The organism is Pseudomonas sp. HP_08 (assembly GCF_055284095.1).
Window position 1 is genome coordinate 549,016 of sequence record NZ_JBTOQC010000001.1, and the last position, 19,356, is coordinate 568,371.

Below are 19,356 nucleotides of genomic sequence, written 5' to 3' on the forward strand. Positions count from 1 at the left end.
AGGGTCGCCAAGGCTTCAAGGCTATTAAATAGCCATCAGCGTTGATCAAGCCTCTGCTTTGCCGCTTGCCGATACGCGCCCGGCCACCCGATATTCGCGTGCGGTCATGCCGTAGCCCTTGCGGAATACCCGGCTGAAATACGCCATATCGCTAAATCCCCAGCGATAGGCAATTTCGCTGATCTGCCGATGGACCAGCAGCGGCTCACGCAGATCCCGCGCGCAACGCTGCAAGCGTGACGCCAGCAGGTAGCGGCCAAACGAGGTCTGTTCTTCCTGAAACAGGCTGTTGATGTAGCGGGCGCTGATGCCAAAGCGTGCTCCGACGGTGGCCAGCGACAGGTCGGTATCGCCCAGTTGCCCTTGAATGAAGTCCTTGATGCGCAGCAGCAGGGCGCTGCTTCGGGAGCCTTGTGCCTCGCCCTTGACCCGCTCGGACAAGGCCATCGCCAGCAGGTCCAGGCCTTGCTCGACCAGCCGCGCCTGCTGCGCTTCAGCCATCTGGTTTTCCAGGCTGGGCAGGCCGGCGAGAAAGTCGAACACCAGCCGATGCAAAGGGGTGTTGCGTGACATCGGTAACGCGGTCAGATACTCCAGGTTACACAGCCGTTGCTGCAGACTGTTACGTGGAATCTGCACCACGGTCTGGCGAAATGCACCATCGAAGTGCAGTTGGTACGGGCGGCGAGTGTCGTAGATGGCAAAGTCGCCGGCCTCCAGCTGCGCCTCGCGGCCTTCTTGCGATACGTGCGCGCGGCCTTCGAGGGCCAGGCTGACCAGCACGAATTCCTGATCGCTTCGGGCAATCCGCGAAGCGTCTCGGACAACGGTTTGCTGGCAGGCCTGGACCTCGACCAACGCCAGTTCACCGAGGCTGTGCGAGTGCAGGCGGCCATGAAAATGCTGCCGGTCCGGGAAGTCGCAACCCAGCGGCACAAAGGTGTTGCACACGACTTCCTGCCAGTATTCGGCGCGCTCCTGCACGGCGATGGTGTGGGTATCGAATGAGATGTTCATGGCGCTCAACCTGCATTTCGAAGCGTTGTGCCGAAAAAGATGCAATTGCGGAACCACTCCGGCGCTTGCCTCCCAGGCAGTCAATAAGCACTTCCTTTTGGTCCTAATGCCGCCCCTGAATCCGCGCATAGCCTGTGGTCACTCACCCGCCATTGGAGTCGACCGCGATGCAAAGCCCGTTGAAAGTTGCCTGTGTACAAGCCGCCCCGGTGTTTCTGGACCTGGATGCGACGGTGGATAAAACCATCGCCATGATCAGACAGGCTGCCGCCGAAGGCGCTGGTTTGATTGCCTTCCCGGAGACCTGGATTCCGGGCTACCCGTGGTTTCTGTGGCTGGATGCGCCAGCCTGGAACATGCCGCTGGTGTACCGCTATCACCAGAACTCACTGGTGCTCGACAGCCCGCAGGCACGGCGCATCAGCGAGGCGGCGCGCGAGGCCGGCATCTATGTGGTGCTGGGCCATAGCGAGCGCAGCAAGGGCTCGTTGTACATCGGCCAATGGATCATCGATGACAAGGGCGAAACCGTCGGGGTGCGCCGCAAGCTCAAGGCCACCCATGTCGAGCGCACCTTGTTCGGTGAAAGCGACGGCTCATCCCTGCGCACCTTCGACACCCCGATCGGCGTACTCGGCGCGCTGTGTTGCTGGGAGCACCTGCAGCCGCTGTCCAAATACGCGCTGTATGCGCAAAACGAGCAGATCCACATCGCCGCCTGGCCAAGTTTCAGCCTTTACCAAAGTGCTACCAGCGCTCTGGGCCCAGAGGTGAACGTTGCCGCTTCGCGGGTCTACGCCGCCGAAGGCCAGTGCTTCGTGATCGCGCCGTGTGCGGTGGTGTCGCCGGAGATGATAGAGCTGCTCTGCGACACCGACGCCAAGCGCAGCCTGTTGCAGGCCGGCGGCGGTCATGCACGGATCTTTGGCCCGGACGGCAGCGAGCTGGCGACACCGCTGGGCGAGCATGAAGAAGGCCTGCTGTACGCAACCCTCGACCCGGCGGCGCTGACCTTCGCCAAGGTAGCGGCGGATCCTGCCGGGCATTACTCGCGCCCCGATGTTACCCGCCTGATGCTCAACACCACGGCCAACCCATGCGTGGTGCAACTGCCCGGTTTGCCGGCCGCGGGCAGCGATGCTTTTGCGCCAGCCGTTGAAGCGCGGGAACAACCTCAACAACACCCCCAAGAACAACCTCAGCAACAACCCGCCGCCTTTGTCGAGGTGTGACATGCACTCAGCCATCCCCGAACATTTGCGCCAGCCACGGCGTCAGGACAGCAGCACCCCGCCCGGCTATCAACCGCCTTATCCGGCGTGGTCGGCGCGTTTCGATCCGCTGATCGGCCAGGTGGTCATGGCCTGCTTCGGCGTCCAGTCGCCACAGGATGTTGGCCTGGACGACCTGAGCCCGGTCACCGCGTACTTCACCGCAAGCAAAGGCCCGAAGTACTGGGACAGCGCCCGCTGCGTGGACGCGGCGGGCTTTCATACCTGCATCGCCATCGCCTACTGGACCGATGTCACAGCCTTCGATGCCTGGCGTCACGACTCGGGTTTTGGCCAGTGGTGGCAGGATCCGGCGCGTGAAGCAGGGTCACTGGGCTGGTTCATGGAAGTGGTCTGCCCCACCGCCGAGCGCTTCGAAACCGTGTTCTCGGCCGCCGATGTACCGGAAGGCATCAGCCACCTGGCCAGCCACATGAGCGAGCCGATTCTGGAACACGCCTACTGGGGCAGCGCCCGCGACCGCATGCCGCTGGCGCAGACCGATTCACTGGTCGGCCATCACGCACCGATCGCAGCAGAACACCTGCGTCCGCGCCGGGTGCGCCTGCCCGGCCGCGACAACCTGTGCCTGATCCGCTCGGGGCAGGACTGGACCAGCACCACAGGTAAAGAACGCGACCTGTACCTCAACGATGTGCAGCCGGTGTTGCGCACCGGCATGACCTTTCTGCGCGACGAGGGCAAGGACATTGGCTGCCTGAACTGCCGCTTCATGCAGGCCCTCGACAGCCAGACCGGCGAGCCGGTGGAAAAGACCTTCGGCCTGGCCTGGTTCGACGACCTCGCCAACCTGGAGCGCTGGGCCAAGACCCACCCGACTCATGTGGCGATCTTTGGCGGCTTCATGCAGTACGTGCAGACCCTGAACTTCCAGATCCAGTTGCGCCTGTACCACGAGGTCGCGGTCATCCCGGCGGATGCGCAGTACTTCGAATACCTCAACTGCCACGCCGACAGCGGCCTGCTCGGTCGCTAAGCCGCCAGGAGAACATCATGCAACGACTTCCCCGCCACGCCCTGGCCGGCGCTTGCCTGCTTGGTTGCGCCAGCACCAGCCAGGCACTGGAAATCACCGCCGCCGACTACGAGCCCCTGCCACCGAACATGGGCGCCTTGCTGCTGTATTTTCAGCACAGCGAAAGCTCGGACTTCTACCGTAACGGCGACAAGGTCTCGGACGACTTCAGGCTCAAGACCGACGTTGCGCTGCTGCGCTATATCCAGTCGGTGCCACTGAGCCCCACGGCCTCTTTCGAACCGCAGTTCATCCTGCCCTACGGCCGCTTGAAGGCTGGCGGCGATGCCCGTGCGCTGGATCAAACCACCGGCACCGGCGACCTGATCCTCGGCGCGCCGATCAAGTGGACGCTGGACACCGCCAACAAGGACGTGTTTTCCCTCGGCCCCTACCTGTACCTGCCCACCGGCAGCTACGACAAGAACGATGCGCTCAACCTGGGTGAAAACCGCTGGCGGCTGCTGATGCAAGCGGCCTACATCCACCACTTCAACGCCCACTGGGCACTGGACACCGCCGCCGACGTGTCGTGGTTCAGCCACAACACCGACGCCGGCCCGACCGGCGCCACGCTCAAGCAAAAACCGCGCTACGAGTACCAGGCTTATTTGCGCTACAACCTCTCGCCTCAAACCCACTTTGCTTTCGGCGGCGGCTATATCGACGGCGGCAAGACCCGGATCGACGATGTGGATCAGGACGACGCACTCGGCACCCGTTACGTGCGCTTCAGCGCCACCCATTTCGTGACCCCGACCGTGCAAGTGCAGGCGGTGCTGGGCAAGGACCTGGAAGTGGAACAGGGCTTCAAGGAAAAGGCCCGGCTGAACCTGCGGTTGGCGAAGTTGTTTTAGTCTGTACGCGGTCGCACAGCAAACGGGGGCCTGCAGGGGATCACCCGCCGCTATTGCGCCGCGCTTTCGCGCAGCAAACCCGGGTCCGTAGGAGTGAGCGCAGCTCGCGAAGGGGCCAGTGAAATCAGCACATTCAGGGTGAATGCACCGTCACCTTCGCGAGCTTTCCGCTCACTCCTACGAATGCGATCAGTCAGATAGTTCTGCGTTGTGTTTGATGAGCGCGCGCTCCTGCAAGGGTGTGTTTGCGGCATGATAGTGACAGGCCTATCGCTCATCCAGACAAAGCAGGACACCCGCCTTGCCACAAAGCCCCGCCATCATCTTCGACGCCTTCGGCACCCTGCTCGACATCCGCCAGCCGCGTCATCCTTACCGCCAACTGCTGAAACTGGGCAAAGCCCAAGGCCGTCAGCCGCTTGCAGACGACACCCGAACGCTCATGCAGCATGCCCTCGACCTGACCCAGGCCGCCAAACATCTGGGCATCGACCTTACGCCTGCGCAACTCGCCGATTTGCAGCAAGCCTTGCAGGTGGAGCTGGCAAGCACGGTGTCCTACCCCGATGGCCTGCAAGCCGTGGCGCTGTTGCAACAGCACGGCCTGCGGGTCGGTGTGTGTTCCAACTTGGCCGCGCCTTATCGGCAGGCCATTGTCGAGCACTACCCGACGCTGGATGCCTACAGCTTCAGTTGCGATCTGGGGGTGATGAAGCCCGATGCTGCGATCTACCGGATAACCTGCGAATCGCTTGGCGTCTTGCCTGAACACACGTTCATGATCGGCGACTCGCAGCGTTGCGATCAGCAGGGCCCGGCGGTGTTGGGCATCCGTGGTCTGTACCTCGACAGAAGCGGTCGTGCAGGCGATTACCCCGAACTGGCCGGTTTTGCCCGGCAGATCATCCATTCGGCAAAAATCTGAAACCTTGCGCCTTGGCCGACATCAGTAAAACAGCGGCCTGAACGTGTCCGTGAAACACCTTGCAAGATTACTCACAGTCGTTACTGTGTCGAACATTGCAGTTCCGCCTTCGCCCCCGCACGCACATTCTTTTTTTCCGGTAGACAAAACACATGACCGCGCACCCTACGGCAGGCAAGCCGTTGACCATGGATGAACGCAACCTGCTCAAGGACCTGCTCCTGGCACTGGTTCCCAGAGACGGCTCGGCCGTGAGCAACACGGCCTTGCAGCAGCGGCTTGAGCACAAGGCTGCAGCCTACGGCGTGGCGGTGGACGTTGAGATCTATGTGTCGGTGCGTGACGAACTGATCGGCAAGGGCTGGCTGCATCACGCCGGTGAAGACGGCGACTCGGTGTCACTGATCGACCAGGACTGGCAGCCAGCAGAACAGCCTCCACAAGATGATCTTCCACCGCCGGCCTTCGAAACCCCGGGCAGTATGGAAAAGCTGCGTGGCCGCCTGCTCGACCTCAGCGCGCGCAACCGCCTGCTCAATTTCTCCCACGCGCGCTCCAAGCGTTTCGTGCGCATCGTCGACGAGCTTCCCGATCAGTTGTTCACCGCGCTGCTCAATGAAACCTCGCTGCGCTTTACCCCGATACCGGAACCGACCGAGCGGCAGTTGATCGAGCAGGGTTACCTCAAACTCGACGCCGAGTCGGGCCGTGTCAGCGAGCTTAAAAAGCTGCCGAACAGCGAGGCCTGGGCGATGAGCCTGGGCATCACCACCGAATACGAATTGCCGCCGGCCCTCGACATCGAGCCCGACAGCGAAGACAAGAAATACACCGACGCCAATCTGCAAACCCTGTACTACCCCGGCGAGCTGGAAGCGCGGCTGCAAACCCTGCATGCCCAGGCGCGTTTGTCGCTGGATGAAACCGGCGCCAATATTCTGTATCTGGCGCTGGGTTTTCTGGAGTGGGACGAGTCACTGGCCGGCAAGAACAGCCCGCGCCTGGCGCCGCTGATGCTGCTGCCGGTGCGTCTGGAAAAAGGCAAGCTCAACCCCAAGACCGCGACGTTCAGCTATGAATTGCAGTACAGCGGCGAAGACATCCTGACCAACCTGTCGTTGCAGGAAAAACTGCGTCGCGACTTCGGCCTGGCGTTGCCGGGCATCACCGAAGACCTGTTGCCGGAAACCTATTTCGCGCACGTGCAGAGCACCTTGCTGGAGACCAAACCGGACTGGAAACTGCACCGATTCGCCTCGCTGGGCCTGTTCGAGTTCGGCAAACTGATGATGTACCTGGACCTGGAGCCGGACAAGAACCCGGCCTTGCTGCAAAACAGCCTGGTCCAGCGCCTGACCGGTTTGTCCGATCCGGAGGCCTCGGAGGCGACAGATTACTCAGGCTCGTCAGGCGGCAGTTTCAGCAGCGAGCACGCCATCGACGAACTGCCCGATGTGCACCAGCAGTTCCCGCTGATCGATGATGCCGACAGCTCGCAGCACAGTGCGCTGATTGATGTGATGCGCGGTGAAAACCTGGTCATCGAAGGCCCGCCCGGCACCGGTAAATCGCAGACCATCACCAACATGATTTCTGCAGCGTTAGCGCAGGGTAAAAAGATCCTGTTCGTCGCCGAGAAACGCGCCGCGCTGGAGGTGGTGAAAAACCGCCTGACCCGCGCAGGCCTTGGCGATTTCTGTCTGGAGCTGCACAGCCATAAAAGCCAGAAAAGCGCGGTGGCCAACAGCATCGGCCAGCGCATCAGCAGCCTGGGCAGTTATCTGCCGCCCGAGCAGTTGAAGGCCTTGATTGCCAACTACGAGCGCCTCAAGCAGCAACTCAACGAGCATGTCAAACAGCTGCACGCTAACCACGCCGATACTGGCTTGAGTGGGCATCAGATTTTCATGCAGGCCACCCGCTTGCGCGAAGAGCTGTCGTTGCGCCCGGCCGATGTGCACCCGGTGCCAGGGCTGAGCCAGGATCGCAACGAGATTCACGAGCAGGCCGGCTACTTCAGCCATCTCTACACCAAGACCGCCGCCGAGGCTGGTCCCAGCGGCGAGCTGGCCACGCACCCGTGGTTCGGCTGTACGCTGACGCAACTCGGCGGCCTGGAAAGAACCGCGCTGTTGCAACAGTTGCAGCAAGCCATCCAGGCGCTGGGCGAACTGGACACGGCACGCGCTACTGCCGCCGTGCAGCTTGAAGCCGCCGAGATTGCCGGCGCCTCGCTGAGCGCTTTGCACACGCTGGCCCAGGCGCTGGCCGCCGTGCCGCTGCCCAAGGGCGATGAAGACTGGGCACTGATCGAGCGCCTTGATGCCAGCAGTTGCACCACGCTGCAAAACTGGCTGCACACCATGGAGCGTCTGCTGGAACAACAGCAGATTCTGGCCCGCTCGCTGAACCCCGATGTCATCGGCGCGACCGGCACGGTCGATACCTTGAAGCAGGCCTGCGCGCAGATTCTTCGGCACAACGACAGCGACAACCTGAAGCTCGATGAACTGCTTGAGCTGACCGACGCCACCCGCGAGCTGATAGGCAGCGCGCCGCAGACCCGACAACTGTTGCAAACCATCGCCCGCACCAGCGGCCAGCCACTCAAGACCGACAAGCCCGGCATCGAGCAACTCGACCTGCTGCTTGATCTGCTGCAACAGTTGCCCATCGGCGTGGTGCACCTGCGCCACAAGCGTTTTGAAAATGCCGCGCTGGACACCGTGCTGCCCGAGTTGCAGCAACTCATTCAGGACATCGAGCGCCTCGAAGCGCAGAGCGCCAGCACCTTTTCGATCGAGCGCCTGCCCGACCACACCCGCCTTGAAGACCTGCAACGGATCCTGGCCGATGATTCGCTGCTGCGCTGGCTCAACAGTGACTGGCGCGCGGCCAAGGCCGAAGTGCTGGGCATGGTGCGACCGGGCATCAAACTCAATGCCGCCCTGGAAGCGCTGCCGACGGCCATTGCCTACAAGCGCAGCCTGCAACAGCTGAACACCCAGGCGGCGTATCGCGACACGCTCGAAGAGCTGTTCAAAGGCATCGACACCCGCACCGAAGAGCTGCTCGCCTTGCGCCACTGGTATCGCACACTGCGTGATCGTTGTGGCCGCGGCTTCGGCGCCACGGTGTGGATCGCGCAGTACCTGCTGGATGAAAGCAACCAGATTCTGGAACAGCTGCAAGCCGATGCGGCGGCGCAGCAAACGTATCTGGCCGATGTGCTGAGCCATCGCCAGCGGCTGGAAAGCCTGCTGCCGCTCGACGCGCATGCCCTGAAGACCGAAGACCTGCTGGCCGCCGATGGCCTGTACGTGCGCCTGGTCAATGAGATCGGTGGCGCACTGAAGGTGCTGTTGTCGCACGTCAAGGAACAGCAACCGACCACCGGCCGGGTGCTGAAACTGGCCAAGGTGCTGGAGCACTGGCAAGAGCTGGCCCACGCGCAGCAACACAACGCTACCGTGCTGGAGTGCCTGGGCGAAGCACAACTACCGCGCCTGGATCACCTCAACGAAGCCCGCAGCCGCCTGCTGTCGTGGCAGCACACCGTGGCCCTGGCCAGCCCGCTGGTCAACCTGCCGATCCGTGCGCACCTGCTCGGCCAATTGGCCGGCGGCACGCCGCGTCAGGCCGAGCAGCGCGTGCAGCAATGGCACGCACTGAGCCGGCCACTGAGCGAGGCGCTGGACAATTGGGTGCGCACACTTGGCGAGTTCGTCGGCACCGCGCACATCGATGAAAGCGAATGGTGGGGCGCGCTGGATCGGGATGACCTGGCCGCTCTCGGCCAGCGCCTGAATCTGGCGGCCAGCCATGAAGAACTGCTCGAGCACTGGCTGGAATACCGTCGCCTGCGCAAACGCCTGGTCGACCTGGGCTTCGAGGCGGTCATCCGCCTGGTCGAAAACCGCACCCTGCCGGCCGAACACACCCGCGAGGCGTGCCTGCTCGGCCTGACCGACCTGTGGTCGCGGCAGATCCTGGAAAGCAATCCGGCGCTGGGGCAGTTTTCCGGCAAGGATCAGGAAGCGATTCGCGCGCGTTTTGCCGAAATCGACACCCAACTCACCCGCCTGCAACGCCAGCAAGTGGCGTCGCAGATCGACCAGAACAAGATCCCCGAAGGCAACAACTCCGGCAAGGTCAAAGAGCGCACCCAGCTGGCGCTGCTCAAGCACGAAGCCGGCAAGAAGACCCGTCACGAGCCGATCCGGGCGCTGATGCTGCGCGCCAGCGAGGCGCTGCAAGGGCTCAAGCCGTGCTTCATGATGTCGCCCATGGCCGTGGCGCAATACCTGCCGGCCGGCAAGGTGCATTTCGACATCGTGGTCATGGACGAAGCCTCGCAGGTGCGCCCTGAAGAAGCGCTGGGCGCGATTTCGCGTGGCAGCCAGCTGGTGGTGGTCGGCGACCCCAAACAGCTGCCGCCGACCAGTTTCTTTGCCCGTCAGGGCGACGATGACGACGAAGAAAATCCCGAGCGCTCGGTGGCCCAGGACAGCGAAAGTATTCTGGAAGCGGCCATGCCGTTGTTCCGCCTGCGCCGCCTGCGCTGGCACTACCGCTCGCGTCATGAAAGCCTGATCGCCTTCTCCAACCAGGCCTTCTACGACAGCAATCTGGTGGTCTACCCGTCGCCGCACCGCGAATCGCCGGAGTTCGGCGTCAAGTTTGCCCGTGTCGAGCGCGGCCGCTTTGTCGAGCAACGCAACCGCGAAGAGGCCGAGGTGGTCGCCAAGGCCATCGAGCATCACCTGCTGAACCATCCGCAAGAGTCGCTGGGTGTGGTGGCGATGAACATCAAGCAGGCCGAGCAGATCGAGCGCGCGCTGGAGCATCTGGCCAAGCAGAACCCGGCCCTGCAAAGTGCCCGCGACCATAACGAAAAAGGCGACGAGCCGCTGTTCATCAAGAACCTGGAAAACGTTCAGGGTGACGAGCGCGATGTGATCTATATCTCGGCCACCTACGGCCCGGTCGAAGCCGGCGGCACGGTGCCGCAGCGCTTCGGGCCGATCAATGGCAGCGATGGCTGGCGGCGCCTGAACGTGCTGTTTACCCGCTCGAAGAAACGCATGCAGGTGTTCGCCTCGTTCACTGCCAGCGATGTGCTGATCACCGGCACCTCCAGCCGTGGCGTGCAGGCGCTGCGTGATTTTCTGCACTTTGCCGAGTCCGGGCGCATGCCGCATGTGCGCGAAACCGGCAAGGCGCCGGACAGCGACTTTGAAGTCTCGGTGATCGAGGCGCTGGAGCGCCACGGTTATCAATGCGAGGCGCAGGTGGGCGTGGCCGGCTTCTTCATTGATCTGGCGGTGCGCGACCCTGGTCAGCCGGGGCGTTACCTGATGGGCATCGAATGCGATGGCGCCGCCTACCACTCGGCCAAATCGGCCCGCGACCGCGACCGTTTGCGTCAAAGCGTGCTGGAGCAACTGGGCTGGCGTATCCGCCGCATCTGGTCGGTGGACTGGTTCCGCAACGCCCGCCTGCAACTGGACACGATCCTTCAGGAACTGGCCATGCTGCGCACCGAGCCTGCACCGCCTGAAGTACAGCCCACCACCGAGGAGGAAATGATCCGTCTGGTGGCGCAAGAGCAGAGCCTGCACACCGACCGCATCACCCTCAAGGGCGGCAGCAACCTGCAAGAAAAGCTCGCGTACCTGGACGAACACATCATTCGCCCTGCGCTGCCGGACACCCCCGAACACCGCCGCCTGCTAAGGCCGGCGATGCTCGATGCGCTGCTGGAATTCAAACCGGGGGACCAGAGTGAATTCCAGCAACAGATACCGGGGTATCTACGCGAAGGCACCGACCCCGAAGAAACACGCTTTATCGACGACGTGCTGACCGTGATCAGCGAAAGCTGAACCCAATATACACACGGCCCCCTGTAGGAGCGCGCTTGCCCGCGACCGAGTGCGTAGCGCTCGCAAAATCTGCGAAACGCTGAAAATTTACGACTGCTAACGCAGCCGGTCGCGGGCAAGCGCGCTCCTACGAGGGTTCGTGTTCCAGGCAGGAATTCATGTAAAGCCAATCGCCCATCTCAACAATCAAAACAAGAGAGAGCCGCCATAATGCCGAGACACCGCAAGACCTTGAACATTTACAGCAGCATCCCGATTTCATTCAGTGCCAGGCCTTCCCGCTCAGCGACAAGGTGGTGCTGGATTTCGACCAGCTTTAACCCGATTACCGGACTGAACCTCCTGTAGGAGCGCGTTTACCCGCGACCGAGTGCGTAGCGCTCGCAAAATCTGCGAAACGCTGAGAGTTTACGACTGCTAGCGCAGCCGGTCGCGGGCAAGCGCGCTCCTACGAGGGGTCGTGTTCCAGGCAGGAATTCATGTAAAGCCAATCGCCCATCTCAACAATCAAAACAAGAGAGAGCCGCCATGACACCGCAAGACCTTGAGCATTTACAGCAGCATCCCGATTTCATTCAGTGCCAGGCCTTCCCGCTCAGCGACAAGGTGGTGCTGGATTTCGACCAGCTTTAACCCGATTACCGGACTGAACCCCCTGTAGGAGCGCGTTTACCGGAATGCCGGACCACCGCGACCGAGTGCGTAGCGCTCGCAAAATCTGCGAAACGCTAAAACTTTACGACTGCTAACGCAGCCGGTCGCGGTGGTCCGACATTCCGGTAAACGCGCTCCTACATGTTCGGCGCCGAGCATGATTTGGCGCCATTGCGTGCAGATCCAGCCTCAGAAATGCGCTTTCAGCAGCAGGCTGATTGCGCTCTGGTTGGTGGTGAATACCTGGCTGTCGCGGATGCCGTATTTGTCGCTCCAGTAGTCATATTCCACGCCCACATAAAACTTCTTGCCCCAGCCCATGCCCTTGGCCAGGTCGTATTTGATCTGTGGGTTGAAGTGCAGGTTGGCGTGGTAGCTCTTGTCGTTGTCGACCACCCAGTCCATGAAGCCGTCGATCACCAGGTCGGAGTTGCCCACCGGCACGGTGTAGCTCCACACCGGGGTAATCTGCCAGACGCCATCGCCGTCGCGCTTGCCATCGGTCTGGCGCAGGTAGGTGTTGATCTGGAAGTAATCGAAGCCCGGCAGATTCAGGTCCACCGCTGGCCCCAGCAAGTAGGCGTCGACATCGTCTTCGCCAAACTCGTAGGTGGCCGAAATCAGTACATCCTTGAGGATGCCGTACGACAGATCGGTGCCGGTGATCTTGCTCAGCGACAGGCGCGGGCTGATCTCGCCATAGAACGTATGGCCGTCGCCGGCACCGTTGGTGGCCTCACCATTGAACTTGATGGTGTCGACGAACAGGAACAGGTCACCGAAACTCCAGCCACTGGCATGCTCGAAAGTCACGGTCTGTTGTCTGGCCGGGTCGACCTTGAAGTCGATGCCATTCAGGTAAGTAAGGCTCTCGTCGTGCCACTGCAACAGGTCGCCCGCCAGGCTTTCTCCGGCCACGAGCAGGCCGCCTGCAACTATCAAGGAAGATGCACTGCACTTCATGTAGGTCTTGCTCCGAGGTGTCTGGATCTGGGGTGATAGGCAGATTTCTGGTTTTTTTAATTAAACTGCGGACATGTCGATGCTCTGACCCGACGATGAGTCACGCATGCACCAGGTCTCTTGTATGAATGGATTAACGCCGTTCCTCGCGAATGAACGGTTCACCCAGCGCACCGGGCTGACTGCCCGACTGGCGACCACGCGACGTGTAACTGCCTTGGGCAACCCAGATCATCACCAGCAAGGTCACGGCATACGGCGTCATCAGCAGGAAATACTGCGGCAGGCGTATGCCCGCAGCGGCCAGTTGTGGAATCAATGCTTCGATACCGCCGAACAGCAAGGCACCGGCCAGCGCGCGCCACGGTGACCAACGGGCGAAGATCACCAGCGACACGGCAATCCAGCCACGGCCGCCCATCATGTCGGCGATCCACATCTTGGTGCTCAGCACCGCGACATAACCGCCGGCCAGGCCGATCAATGCGGCGCCCAGCATAATCGCCGCCAGCCGGTAACCGATCACCGAAACGCCGGCGGCATCGGCCGCTTGCGGGTTTTCGCCGACCGCACGCAGGCGCAAGCCGGTCTGGGTGTAATTCAGCAGCCAGACCACCGCGGCAAAGATCAGCAGCGTCATAAACACCACTGGGTTCTGCACGAATACCTTGCCCACCAGCGGCAGCTCCGACAGCGGCCACAGCTCCACTGCGTGCAGCCCGCTGACCGGCCGGTTGGTCCAGCCCAATACCGTGCCCAGCAAGCCGGTCAGGCCCTGGCAGAAGAACACCAGCGCCAGCCCCGCGATCACCTGATTGATGCGCAGCACCAGCACCATCAGCGCAAACAGCAGCGACACCACCGCGGCCGCGAGCATCGAGGCGCCCAGCGACAAACCGCTCAGGCCCATCGTCAGTTGCATGCCTATGCCGGCCAGCGCGCCGACCAGCATCAGGCCTTCGGCACCCAGCGCCAGCACGCCAGCCCGTTCGGTGATGATCAATCCCAGTGCCGCCAGGGCAAAGGGCACGGCAAAATCAGGCGCATTGCCCAACCAGTGAGTCAAAAGCTCCATCAGCAGTCTCCCGCCTGAATACGCCGCACACGATGGCGAATGAAAAAGTCCGAGCAGGCCACGCAAATCACCAGGATCGCCTGGATCAACTGCACCATGGCAAACGGGATCTGATAGAACACCTGCAAGCTGCGACCCGCCACGAACAGCAGCGCAATCAGCAGCGCAACCACCGTGGCCGCCGCCGGGTTATTGCGCGCCAGAAAGGCGATGAGAATGCCCGAGAAGCCATAGCCCTGATAAAACGACTGGGTCAGCCGGCCCTCCTGGCCTGCGGTGGCGACAAAGCCTGCAAGGCCCGCCAGGGCGCCGGACAATAACACCGTGCCGATAATCATCTTGCGCACCGGCACACCGACCGCACCGGCCACCCGCGGGTTGGCATCGACGAAGCGCAGGTACAGGCCGGCCCGCGACATGCCGACGAACCACAGGGTAAAGGCCGCAATCAGCAGCGCCATGAGGATCGCCAGGTTGTAGCCGTCAAACAGATCGGGCAGGCGCTCGAACGCCTTGAACGGTGGCGAATACGGAAAGTTGTCACGCGGGTCTTTCCAGCTGCCGTACACCAGATGCAGCAAGAAGTTGGCGGCAATGTAATTGAGCATCAGCGTCGAGATGATCTCGTTGACCTTGAGGTGCAACTTCAGCAACACCGGACCCAGGGTCCAGAGCATCGCGCAGAGCATGGCCACCAGCATCATCAGCGGCAGGCGCAGCGCCTCGGGACCGATCTCGAACAGCGACACCGCCGTGGCACCGATCGCGCCCCAGATCATTTGCCCTTCCAGGCCCAGGTTCCAGAAGCGCGCACGAAACGCCATGCAACCGGCCAGGCCGACCATGATCATGGGCGCTGCCTGAAACAGCACGGCGCGCAGGTTTTGCGCATCGAACAGCGTCTGCAGGATGAATTCATTGAACAGCTCGCCGGCCGGTACACCGGCACCCAGCAGGATCGCCGCGCAGATCGACAGGCCCAACAGCAGCGCCAGGCCGATGATCAGCGCCTGCCACGGCCAGGCCAGTTGCTGGCGGATTTCAAGGGTGTAACGACGTCCCAACAGCGGTTGCCGCTCGGCAACGGAGGGTTGGCGCAAGGTTGTCTCAGTCATGGCTCACCATTGCTTTCCCGATGGCCTGACGGTCGGCGGGATGGTCGAATTCGGCGACGATGCGCCCGCTGTTCATCACCCCGATGCGGTCGGCCAGGGCCATGACCTCATCCAGGTCTTCACTGATCACCAGCACCGCAGCGCCCGCATCACGGGCACCGCGCAATCGCGCATGCACCGCTTGCGTGGCGCGCACATCGAGGCCACGGCTGGGGCTGTGCACCACGACCAGTTGCGGGTCGCGGCTGAACTCGCGGGCGATCACCAGTTTCTGGGCATTGCCGCCGGACAACAGCGCGGCGTTCTGTGCCAGCGAGCGCACGCCCTGCACGTCGAAATCGCGCACCGCCGCGCCGGCCTCGTCTTGCAGGCGCTTGCCGAACAAACGCAGCCAGGAACCATAACGACCGCTGTGCACATGACCGATGCCGAAGTTCTCGGCCACGCTGAGCGAGCCGGCCAGGGCTGCGCCATAGCGGTCGGCGGGAATCGAAGCGATGCGCAGATCGCGGCGCTGTTCGGCGCTGGCGGTGCGCAGGTCGCCAAAGCCCTCCAGGTGAATCTCGCCCTCGGTGGGCTGCTCAAGCCCCATCAGCGCATTGGCCAGTTCACCCTGACCATTGCCGCCGACACCGGCGATGCCATAAATCTGTCCGGCGCGCAGGCTCATGTTTACCCCGCTCAACACGCCAGGGCTGCGCAAGTCACGCACCTGCAAACGCACCGCGCCGGCCGGCGGACCGGGCTGATACCCGGCCCGGTTCGATTCACCGACGGTCAGGCGCACCAGCTCTTCGACGCTGACACTCTGTGGCTCAAGCGTCTGGATGGTCTTGCCGCCGCGCATGACCGTGACCCGGTCGGCGAAGCGCTTCACATCGGTCATCTTGTGGGTCACCAGCACCACCGCCGCACCCTGGCGGGCAAAGGCCTGCACCGTGCCCAGCAAGCGCTCGGCCTCCTGGTCGGTGAGCACCGCCGTGGGCTCGTCGAGAATCAGAATGCGCGCCCCGGCCAGCAACACCTTGAGGATTTCCACGCGCTGCTGCTCGGCCACCGACAGGCGCTCGACCAGCTGACGCGGGTCAATCACAAAGCCCAGTTCCTGCGCCTTGGCGCTGATCTGCTGCTCCAGCACCTGCAGGCGCTTGCGGTAGCTGCCCGACTCGGGCTGCGCCGGCAGGCCGAGCAAGATGTTCTGCGCCACGGTAAAGGGCTTCACCAGTTTGAAATGCTGGTGAACCATGCCGATCCGGTAGCGCGCCGCATCACGCGGCCCGCTGAGCCGCACCAGGTTGTCATCGACCAGCAGGCTGCCGGTTTCCGGCGCATACAGGCCGGCGGCGATGTTCATCAGCGATGACTTGCCGGCGCCGTTCTCGCCCAGCAATGCGTGCACCTCGCCCCAGGCGGCGCTGAAGTGCGCATCGCTCAGGGCCTGAAACCCGTCGAACGATTTGTTGATACCGGTGAGTTGCAGCGCATTGACCTGCTTCATTGCTGGGTCATCACGCCGTTGACGAACCAGTCCATTTTCCACAGGTCCGGGTCAGTCATGACCTGGCCGGCAGCGATGCGCTCCTTGCCGTCGCGGTCGCTCATCGGCCCGCTGTAAATGGCTTTTTTACCGGCCAGCAGTTCGGCACGCGCTGCCTGGATCTTCTCGCGATTGGCGGCCGAGATGATCGGGTCGCTGCTCAGGCTGATGTCGGTGCCGCCCTGCTCCATCGACAGCAACGCACCGTTGGGCGCAGGCACCCAGTTGCCGGCCATGACCTTTTTCAGCTCCGGCGCCAGGAAGCGGTCCCAGACCCACATCGACGAACAAACGGTGGCCTTGGGCGCGAACTCGCTGAGGTCGCGGTGATGCCCGGTGCCGTGCACGCCGCGCTCTTGCGCGACGATTTGCGGGGTCGGGCTGTCGACGTGCTGGCCGATCACATCGGCACCGTTGTCGATCAGCGCCATGGTTGCGGCGCGCTCCTTGACCGGGTCATTCCAGGCGCCGGTGTAGACCACCGTCACCGTGGCGGCCGGATTGATTTCACGTGCGCCCAGCTCGAAAGCATTGACCGTCCAGTTGACCTGGCCAAAGGGGTTGGCGGCAACGAAGCCCAACTTGCCGGATTTCGACGCCGCACCGGCGGCCATGCCACACAGGTACTGGCTTTCGTAGGTACGGCCGTAAAAGGATTCCAGGTTGGCGGCATTGGTGGTGCCGGAACCGTTGAGGAAGGCGACGTCAGGGTATTTTTTCGCCAGCGTCAGGAAGGTGTCGGAGTAACCGAAGGCCGTGCCGATGATGATGTTCGCGCCGCGAGCAATCAGGCGGTCCACGACCGGGGTAATGGCCGCTGCGTTTTCGGGAACGCTTTCGACGAACTGGATCTTCTGATCGAGTTCTTTCTCCAGTTTCAGGCGCGACTCATCAAAGGCCTGGGTCCAGCCGCCATCGTTGCGCGGGCTGATATAGACCATGGCAATTTTCGCCGGCCCCTTGAGGGTCAGCCCTTCTGCCTGGGCCTGACTGACTGCACCACCGAGCAAAACCGCTGCACACAAAGTCCCCTGCAAAACATTTCTGAACATGAGTCGTTTTCCTGATGGTGGGCGATGCAAATGGCAATAGCAGCTTCCATGCCATAAAAAATAAGCATTTAAAAACATGGAGTTGATAAATATCAGGGGACAAAACGGATCAAATGGTCTGATTCAGAGCACTTAGTTTGTGCAGGACGCACGAGAAGCGGGCAGGTTTTGGCCCAAGGCAGAACCTGCGCGTAGGAATAGGGTTATTGAAGCAATACGGAACAACGGGAAGGCGGCTTGTGATTCTGCTCAGTCGTCGCGAGTGCCGCCGTCATTTGCCAGTTCGCGCTCGATCTGTTCGATGCTGGGCAGGCTGGTTTGCAGTTCTGCCGGCAAAGACTCCACCAATTGATATTCGGCCACACCGATGGGGCGGGCGTTATCGCGCAGGGCGTATTCGGCCACTACCTTGTTCTTGCTCTTGCACAGCAGCAGGCCGATGGTAGGGCCGTCCTGCGGGTGCTTGAGCTGAGCATCTACGGCGGTGAGGTAAAAACCCAGTTGGCCCAGGTGCTCGGGCTTGAACTTGCCGGACTTGAGCTCGATCACCACATAGCAGCGCAGCTTGAGGTGATAGAACAACAGGTCAATGAAGAACTCGTCACCGCCCACGTCCAGCAGCACTTGCCGCCCCACGAAGGCAAAGCCTGCGCCCAGTTCGAGCAGAAACTCGGTGACATGCTTGACCAGAGCGTTTTCGATCTCACGCTCTTGCGCATCCAGCGTCAGGCCGAGGAAGTCGAAGCGGTAAGGGTCTTTCAGCGACTCACGGGCCAGGTCGGACTGCGGTTTGGGCAGATGGCTCTCAAAATTACTGGCGGCCTTGCCGCTGCGTTCCAGCAGACGAGCCTCAATCTGCATCACCAGAATGTTGCGCGACCAGTTGTGCTCGATGGCCTGAGCGGCATACCAGCGGCGGGTTTCAGGACCGGGCAACTTGTCCAGCAGTACCAGGTTGTGACCCCAAGGCAATTGTGCAGCAGCTTGTTGCACAAATTCCGCCTCCGGCCACGCTTCGGCAAAGGCGCGCATGTATTTGAGGTTGCGCGGCGAAAAACCTTTCATAGCGGGAAAGGCTGCGCGCAAATCCTGCGCCAAGCGCTCGATGACCTTGGCCCCCCAGCCCTGTTGGACCTGCCGGGTCAGGATATCGTGGCCGATCTGCCAGTAGAGCAGCACCAATTCGCGGTTCACCGCCAACGTGGCACGTTGCTGAGCATTATGGATGCGCCCTTTGAGATCGGTCAGCCAGTCACCATAGCCTTCAGGTGGCATGCTCAAACTAACAGGTGCGTCGCTCATGCCTTTTCCCTTATGGCTTTTCGAAGACGAATCAAGGCCGCGGCTCGATACCGTGGCAAATCAGGTTGCGCAGATTCTGCAGCACCTCTTCAAAGAACACCGGGTCCGCCAGGGTCTTGCCGGTGATGGCCTGTACCTGGGTGCTGAAGTCGGCGTAGTGCTGGGTAGTGCTCCAGATCGAGAAGATCAGGTGGTAAGGGTCGAGCTTTGCCAGCTTGCCGGCATCGATCCACGCCTGGATGACCTCGACCTTTCTGCTCACCATCTCGCGCAATGGTTGTTCAAGCTGGTCCTTGATCAGCGGCGCGCCCTGCATGATTTCCATGCAGAACAACCGCGACTCCGCCGGATGGTCGCGCGACAGTTCAAGCTTGATCCGGATGTAATTGCCGATGGCTTCAAGCGGGTCCTGCTCGGCATCGAAGCCCTTCAGCGGTGACAGCCAGGTGTCGAGCAGGTGCTGCATCACATTGATGTACAGCTCGTCCTTGCTGGCGAAGTAATAAAGCAGGTTGGTCTTGGACACATCGGCCGCCACCGCGACCTGATCCAGGCTGGTGCCGTGCATGCCGAACTGCGAGAACAGGCCCAGCGCTGCATGAATGATCGACTCGCGCTTGGTCTTGATCTGCTGCTGACGGCGCTGCTCGGACTTGGCACTCATGGC

13 protein-coding genes are annotated in these 19,356 nt (G+C 61.9%); 5 read left to right on the plus strand and 8 right to left on the minus strand.

What is annotated here, in order from left to right; translation table 11 throughout:
* Positions 1 to 45: 45 nt before the first annotated feature.
* The gene (locus tag ACYAS9_RS02650; RefSeq protein WP_463566745.1) at positions 46 to 1,017 is read right to left on the minus strand and encodes an AraC-like ligand-binding domain-containing protein; all 972 of its coding nucleotides are present in this window, start codon (positions 1,015 to 1,017) and stop codon (positions 46 to 48) included.
* A 167-nt stretch (positions 1,018 to 1,184) separates the two neighbouring features.
* Between ACYAS9_RS02650 and ACYAS9_RS02655 the strand changes: the two genes are divergently transcribed.
* The 5 genes from ACYAS9_RS02655 to hhe all read left to right on the plus strand — a co-directional run bounded on the left by ACYAS9_RS02655 (position 1,185) and on the right by hhe (position 10,991).
* Complete coding sequence (locus ACYAS9_RS02655; RefSeq protein WP_463566747.1) at positions 1,185 to 2,249, plus strand: nitrilase; 1,065 nt, start codon at positions 1,185 to 1,187, stop codon at positions 2,247 to 2,249.
* Position 2,250: 1 nt separating this feature from the next.
* A complete protein-coding gene (locus ACYAS9_RS02660; protein WP_463566748.1) occupies positions 2,251 to 3,285 on the plus strand; it encodes a phenylacetaldoxime dehydratase family protein in 1,035 nt (344 codons plus the stop codon).
* 17 nt (positions 3,286 to 3,302) lie between these two features.
* Positions 3,303 to 4,181 (plus strand): transporter, encoded by an 879-nt coding sequence (locus ACYAS9_RS02665; RefSeq protein ID WP_463566749.1) that lies wholly within the window; start codon positions 3,303 to 3,305, stop codon positions 4,179 to 4,181.
* A 301-nt stretch (positions 4,182 to 4,482) separates the two neighbouring features.
* Positions 4,483 to 5,106 carry an HAD family hydrolase gene (locus ACYAS9_RS02670; RefSeq protein ID WP_463566750.1) on the plus strand — a complete coding sequence of 208 codons (624 nt, stop codon included), beginning with the start codon at positions 4,483 to 4,485 and terminating at the stop codon, positions 5,104 to 5,106.
* Between the two features lie 152 nt (positions 5,107 to 5,258).
* Positions 5,259 to 10,991 carry a DUF4011 domain-containing anti-phage protein Hhe gene (gene hhe, locus ACYAS9_RS02675; protein WP_463566751.1) on the plus strand — a complete coding sequence of 1,911 codons (5,733 nt, stop codon included), beginning with the start codon at positions 5,259 to 5,261 and terminating at the stop codon, positions 10,989 to 10,991.
* Between the two features lie 843 nt (positions 10,992 to 11,834).
* On the opposite strand, the gene ACYAS9_RS02680 is transcribed toward hhe, so the two are convergent.
* The 7 genes from ACYAS9_RS02680 to rutR all read right to left on the minus strand — a co-directional run bounded on the left by ACYAS9_RS02680 (position 11,835) and on the right by rutR (position 19,353).
* Positions 11,835 to 12,608 carry an outer membrane protein OmpK gene (locus ACYAS9_RS02680; RefSeq protein WP_463566752.1) on the minus strand — a complete coding sequence of 258 codons (774 nt, stop codon included), beginning with the start codon at positions 12,606 to 12,608 and terminating at the stop codon, positions 11,835 to 11,837.
* 133 nt (positions 12,609 to 12,741) lie between these two features.
* The gene (locus tag ACYAS9_RS02685) at positions 12,742 to 13,683 is read right to left on the minus strand and encodes an ABC transporter permease (RefSeq protein WP_463566753.1); all 942 of its coding nucleotides are present in this window, start codon (positions 13,681 to 13,683) and stop codon (positions 12,742 to 12,744) included.
* Positions 13,683 to 14,798 carry an ABC transporter permease gene (locus ACYAS9_RS02690; RefSeq protein WP_463566754.1) on the minus strand — a complete coding sequence of 372 codons (1,116 nt, stop codon included), beginning with the start codon at positions 14,796 to 14,798 and terminating at the stop codon, positions 13,683 to 13,685. Before ACYAS9_RS02690 ends, ACYAS9_RS02685 begins: the two co-directional genes overlap by 1 nt.
* A complete protein-coding gene (locus ACYAS9_RS02695; protein WP_463566755.1) occupies positions 14,791 to 16,296 on the minus strand; it encodes an ABC transporter ATP-binding protein in 1,506 nt (501 codons plus the stop codon). Before ACYAS9_RS02695 ends, ACYAS9_RS02690 begins: the two co-directional genes overlap by 8 nt.
* On the minus strand, positions 16,293 to 17,387 hold the full coding sequence (locus tag ACYAS9_RS02700; RefSeq protein WP_463566756.1) for a BMP family ABC transporter substrate-binding protein: 1,095 nt from the start codon (positions 17,385 to 17,387) through the stop codon (positions 16,293 to 16,295). The genes ACYAS9_RS02695 and ACYAS9_RS02700 overlap by 4 nt, the downstream gene beginning before the upstream one ends.
* A gap of 249 nt (positions 17,388 to 17,636) precedes the next feature.
* The gene (locus ACYAS9_RS02705; protein WP_463566757.1) at positions 17,637 to 18,689 is read right to left on the minus strand and encodes a PDDEXK nuclease domain-containing protein; all 1,053 of its coding nucleotides are present in this window, start codon (positions 18,687 to 18,689) and stop codon (positions 17,637 to 17,639) included.
* A 31-nt stretch (positions 18,690 to 18,720) separates the two neighbouring features.
* A complete protein-coding gene (gene rutR, locus ACYAS9_RS02710; RefSeq protein ID WP_463566758.1) occupies positions 18,721 to 19,353 on the minus strand; it encodes an HTH-type transcriptional regulator RutR in 633 nt (210 codons plus the stop codon).
* Between the last annotated feature and the right edge of the window lie 3 nt (positions 19,354 to 19,356).

Bases quoted from the DNA above. Each gene is read 5' to 3' on its own strand.
- ACYAS9_RS02650 (WP_463566745.1), bottom strand. From the start codon at position 1,017: ATGAACATCTCATTCGATACCCACACCATCGCCGTGCAGGAGCGCGCC.
- ACYAS9_RS02655 (WP_463566747.1), top strand. From the start codon at position 1,185: ATGCAAAGCCCGTTGAAAGTTGCCTGTGTACAAGCCGCCCCGGTGTTT.
- ACYAS9_RS02660 (WP_463566748.1), top strand. From the start codon at position 2,251: ATGCACTCAGCCATCCCCGAACATTTGCGCCAGCCACGGCGTCAGGAC.
- ACYAS9_RS02665 (WP_463566749.1), top strand. From the start codon at position 3,303: ATGCAACGACTTCCCCGCCACGCCCTGGCCGGCGCTTGCCTGCTTGGT.
- hhe (WP_463566751.1), top strand. From the start codon at position 5,259: ATGACCGCGCACCCTACGGCAGGCAAGCCGTTGACCATGGATGAACGC.
- ACYAS9_RS02680 (WP_463566752.1), bottom strand. From the start codon at position 12,608: ATGAAGTGCAGTGCATCTTCCTTGATAGTTGCAGGCGGCCTGCTCGTG.
- ACYAS9_RS02685 (WP_463566753.1), bottom strand. From the start codon at position 13,683: ATGGAGCTTTTGACTCACTGGTTGGGCAATGCGCCTGATTTTGCCGTG.
- ACYAS9_RS02690 (WP_463566754.1), bottom strand. From the start codon at position 14,798: ATGACTGAGACAACCTTGCGCCAACCCTCCGTTGCCGAGCGGCAACCG.
- ACYAS9_RS02695 (WP_463566755.1), bottom strand. From the start codon at position 16,296: ATGAAGCAGGTCAATGCGCTGCAACTCACCGGTATCAACAAATCGTTC.
- ACYAS9_RS02700 (WP_463566756.1), bottom strand. From the start codon at position 17,387: ATGTTCAGAAATGTTTTGCAGGGGACTTTGTGTGCAGCGGTTTTGCTC.
- ACYAS9_RS02705 (WP_463566757.1), bottom strand. From the start codon at position 18,689: ATGAGCGACGCACCTGTTAGTTTGAGCATGCCACCTGAAGGCTATGGT.
- rutR (WP_463566758.1), bottom strand. From the start codon at position 19,353: ATGAGTGCCAAGTCCGAGCAGCGCCGTCAGCAGCAGATCAAGACCAAG.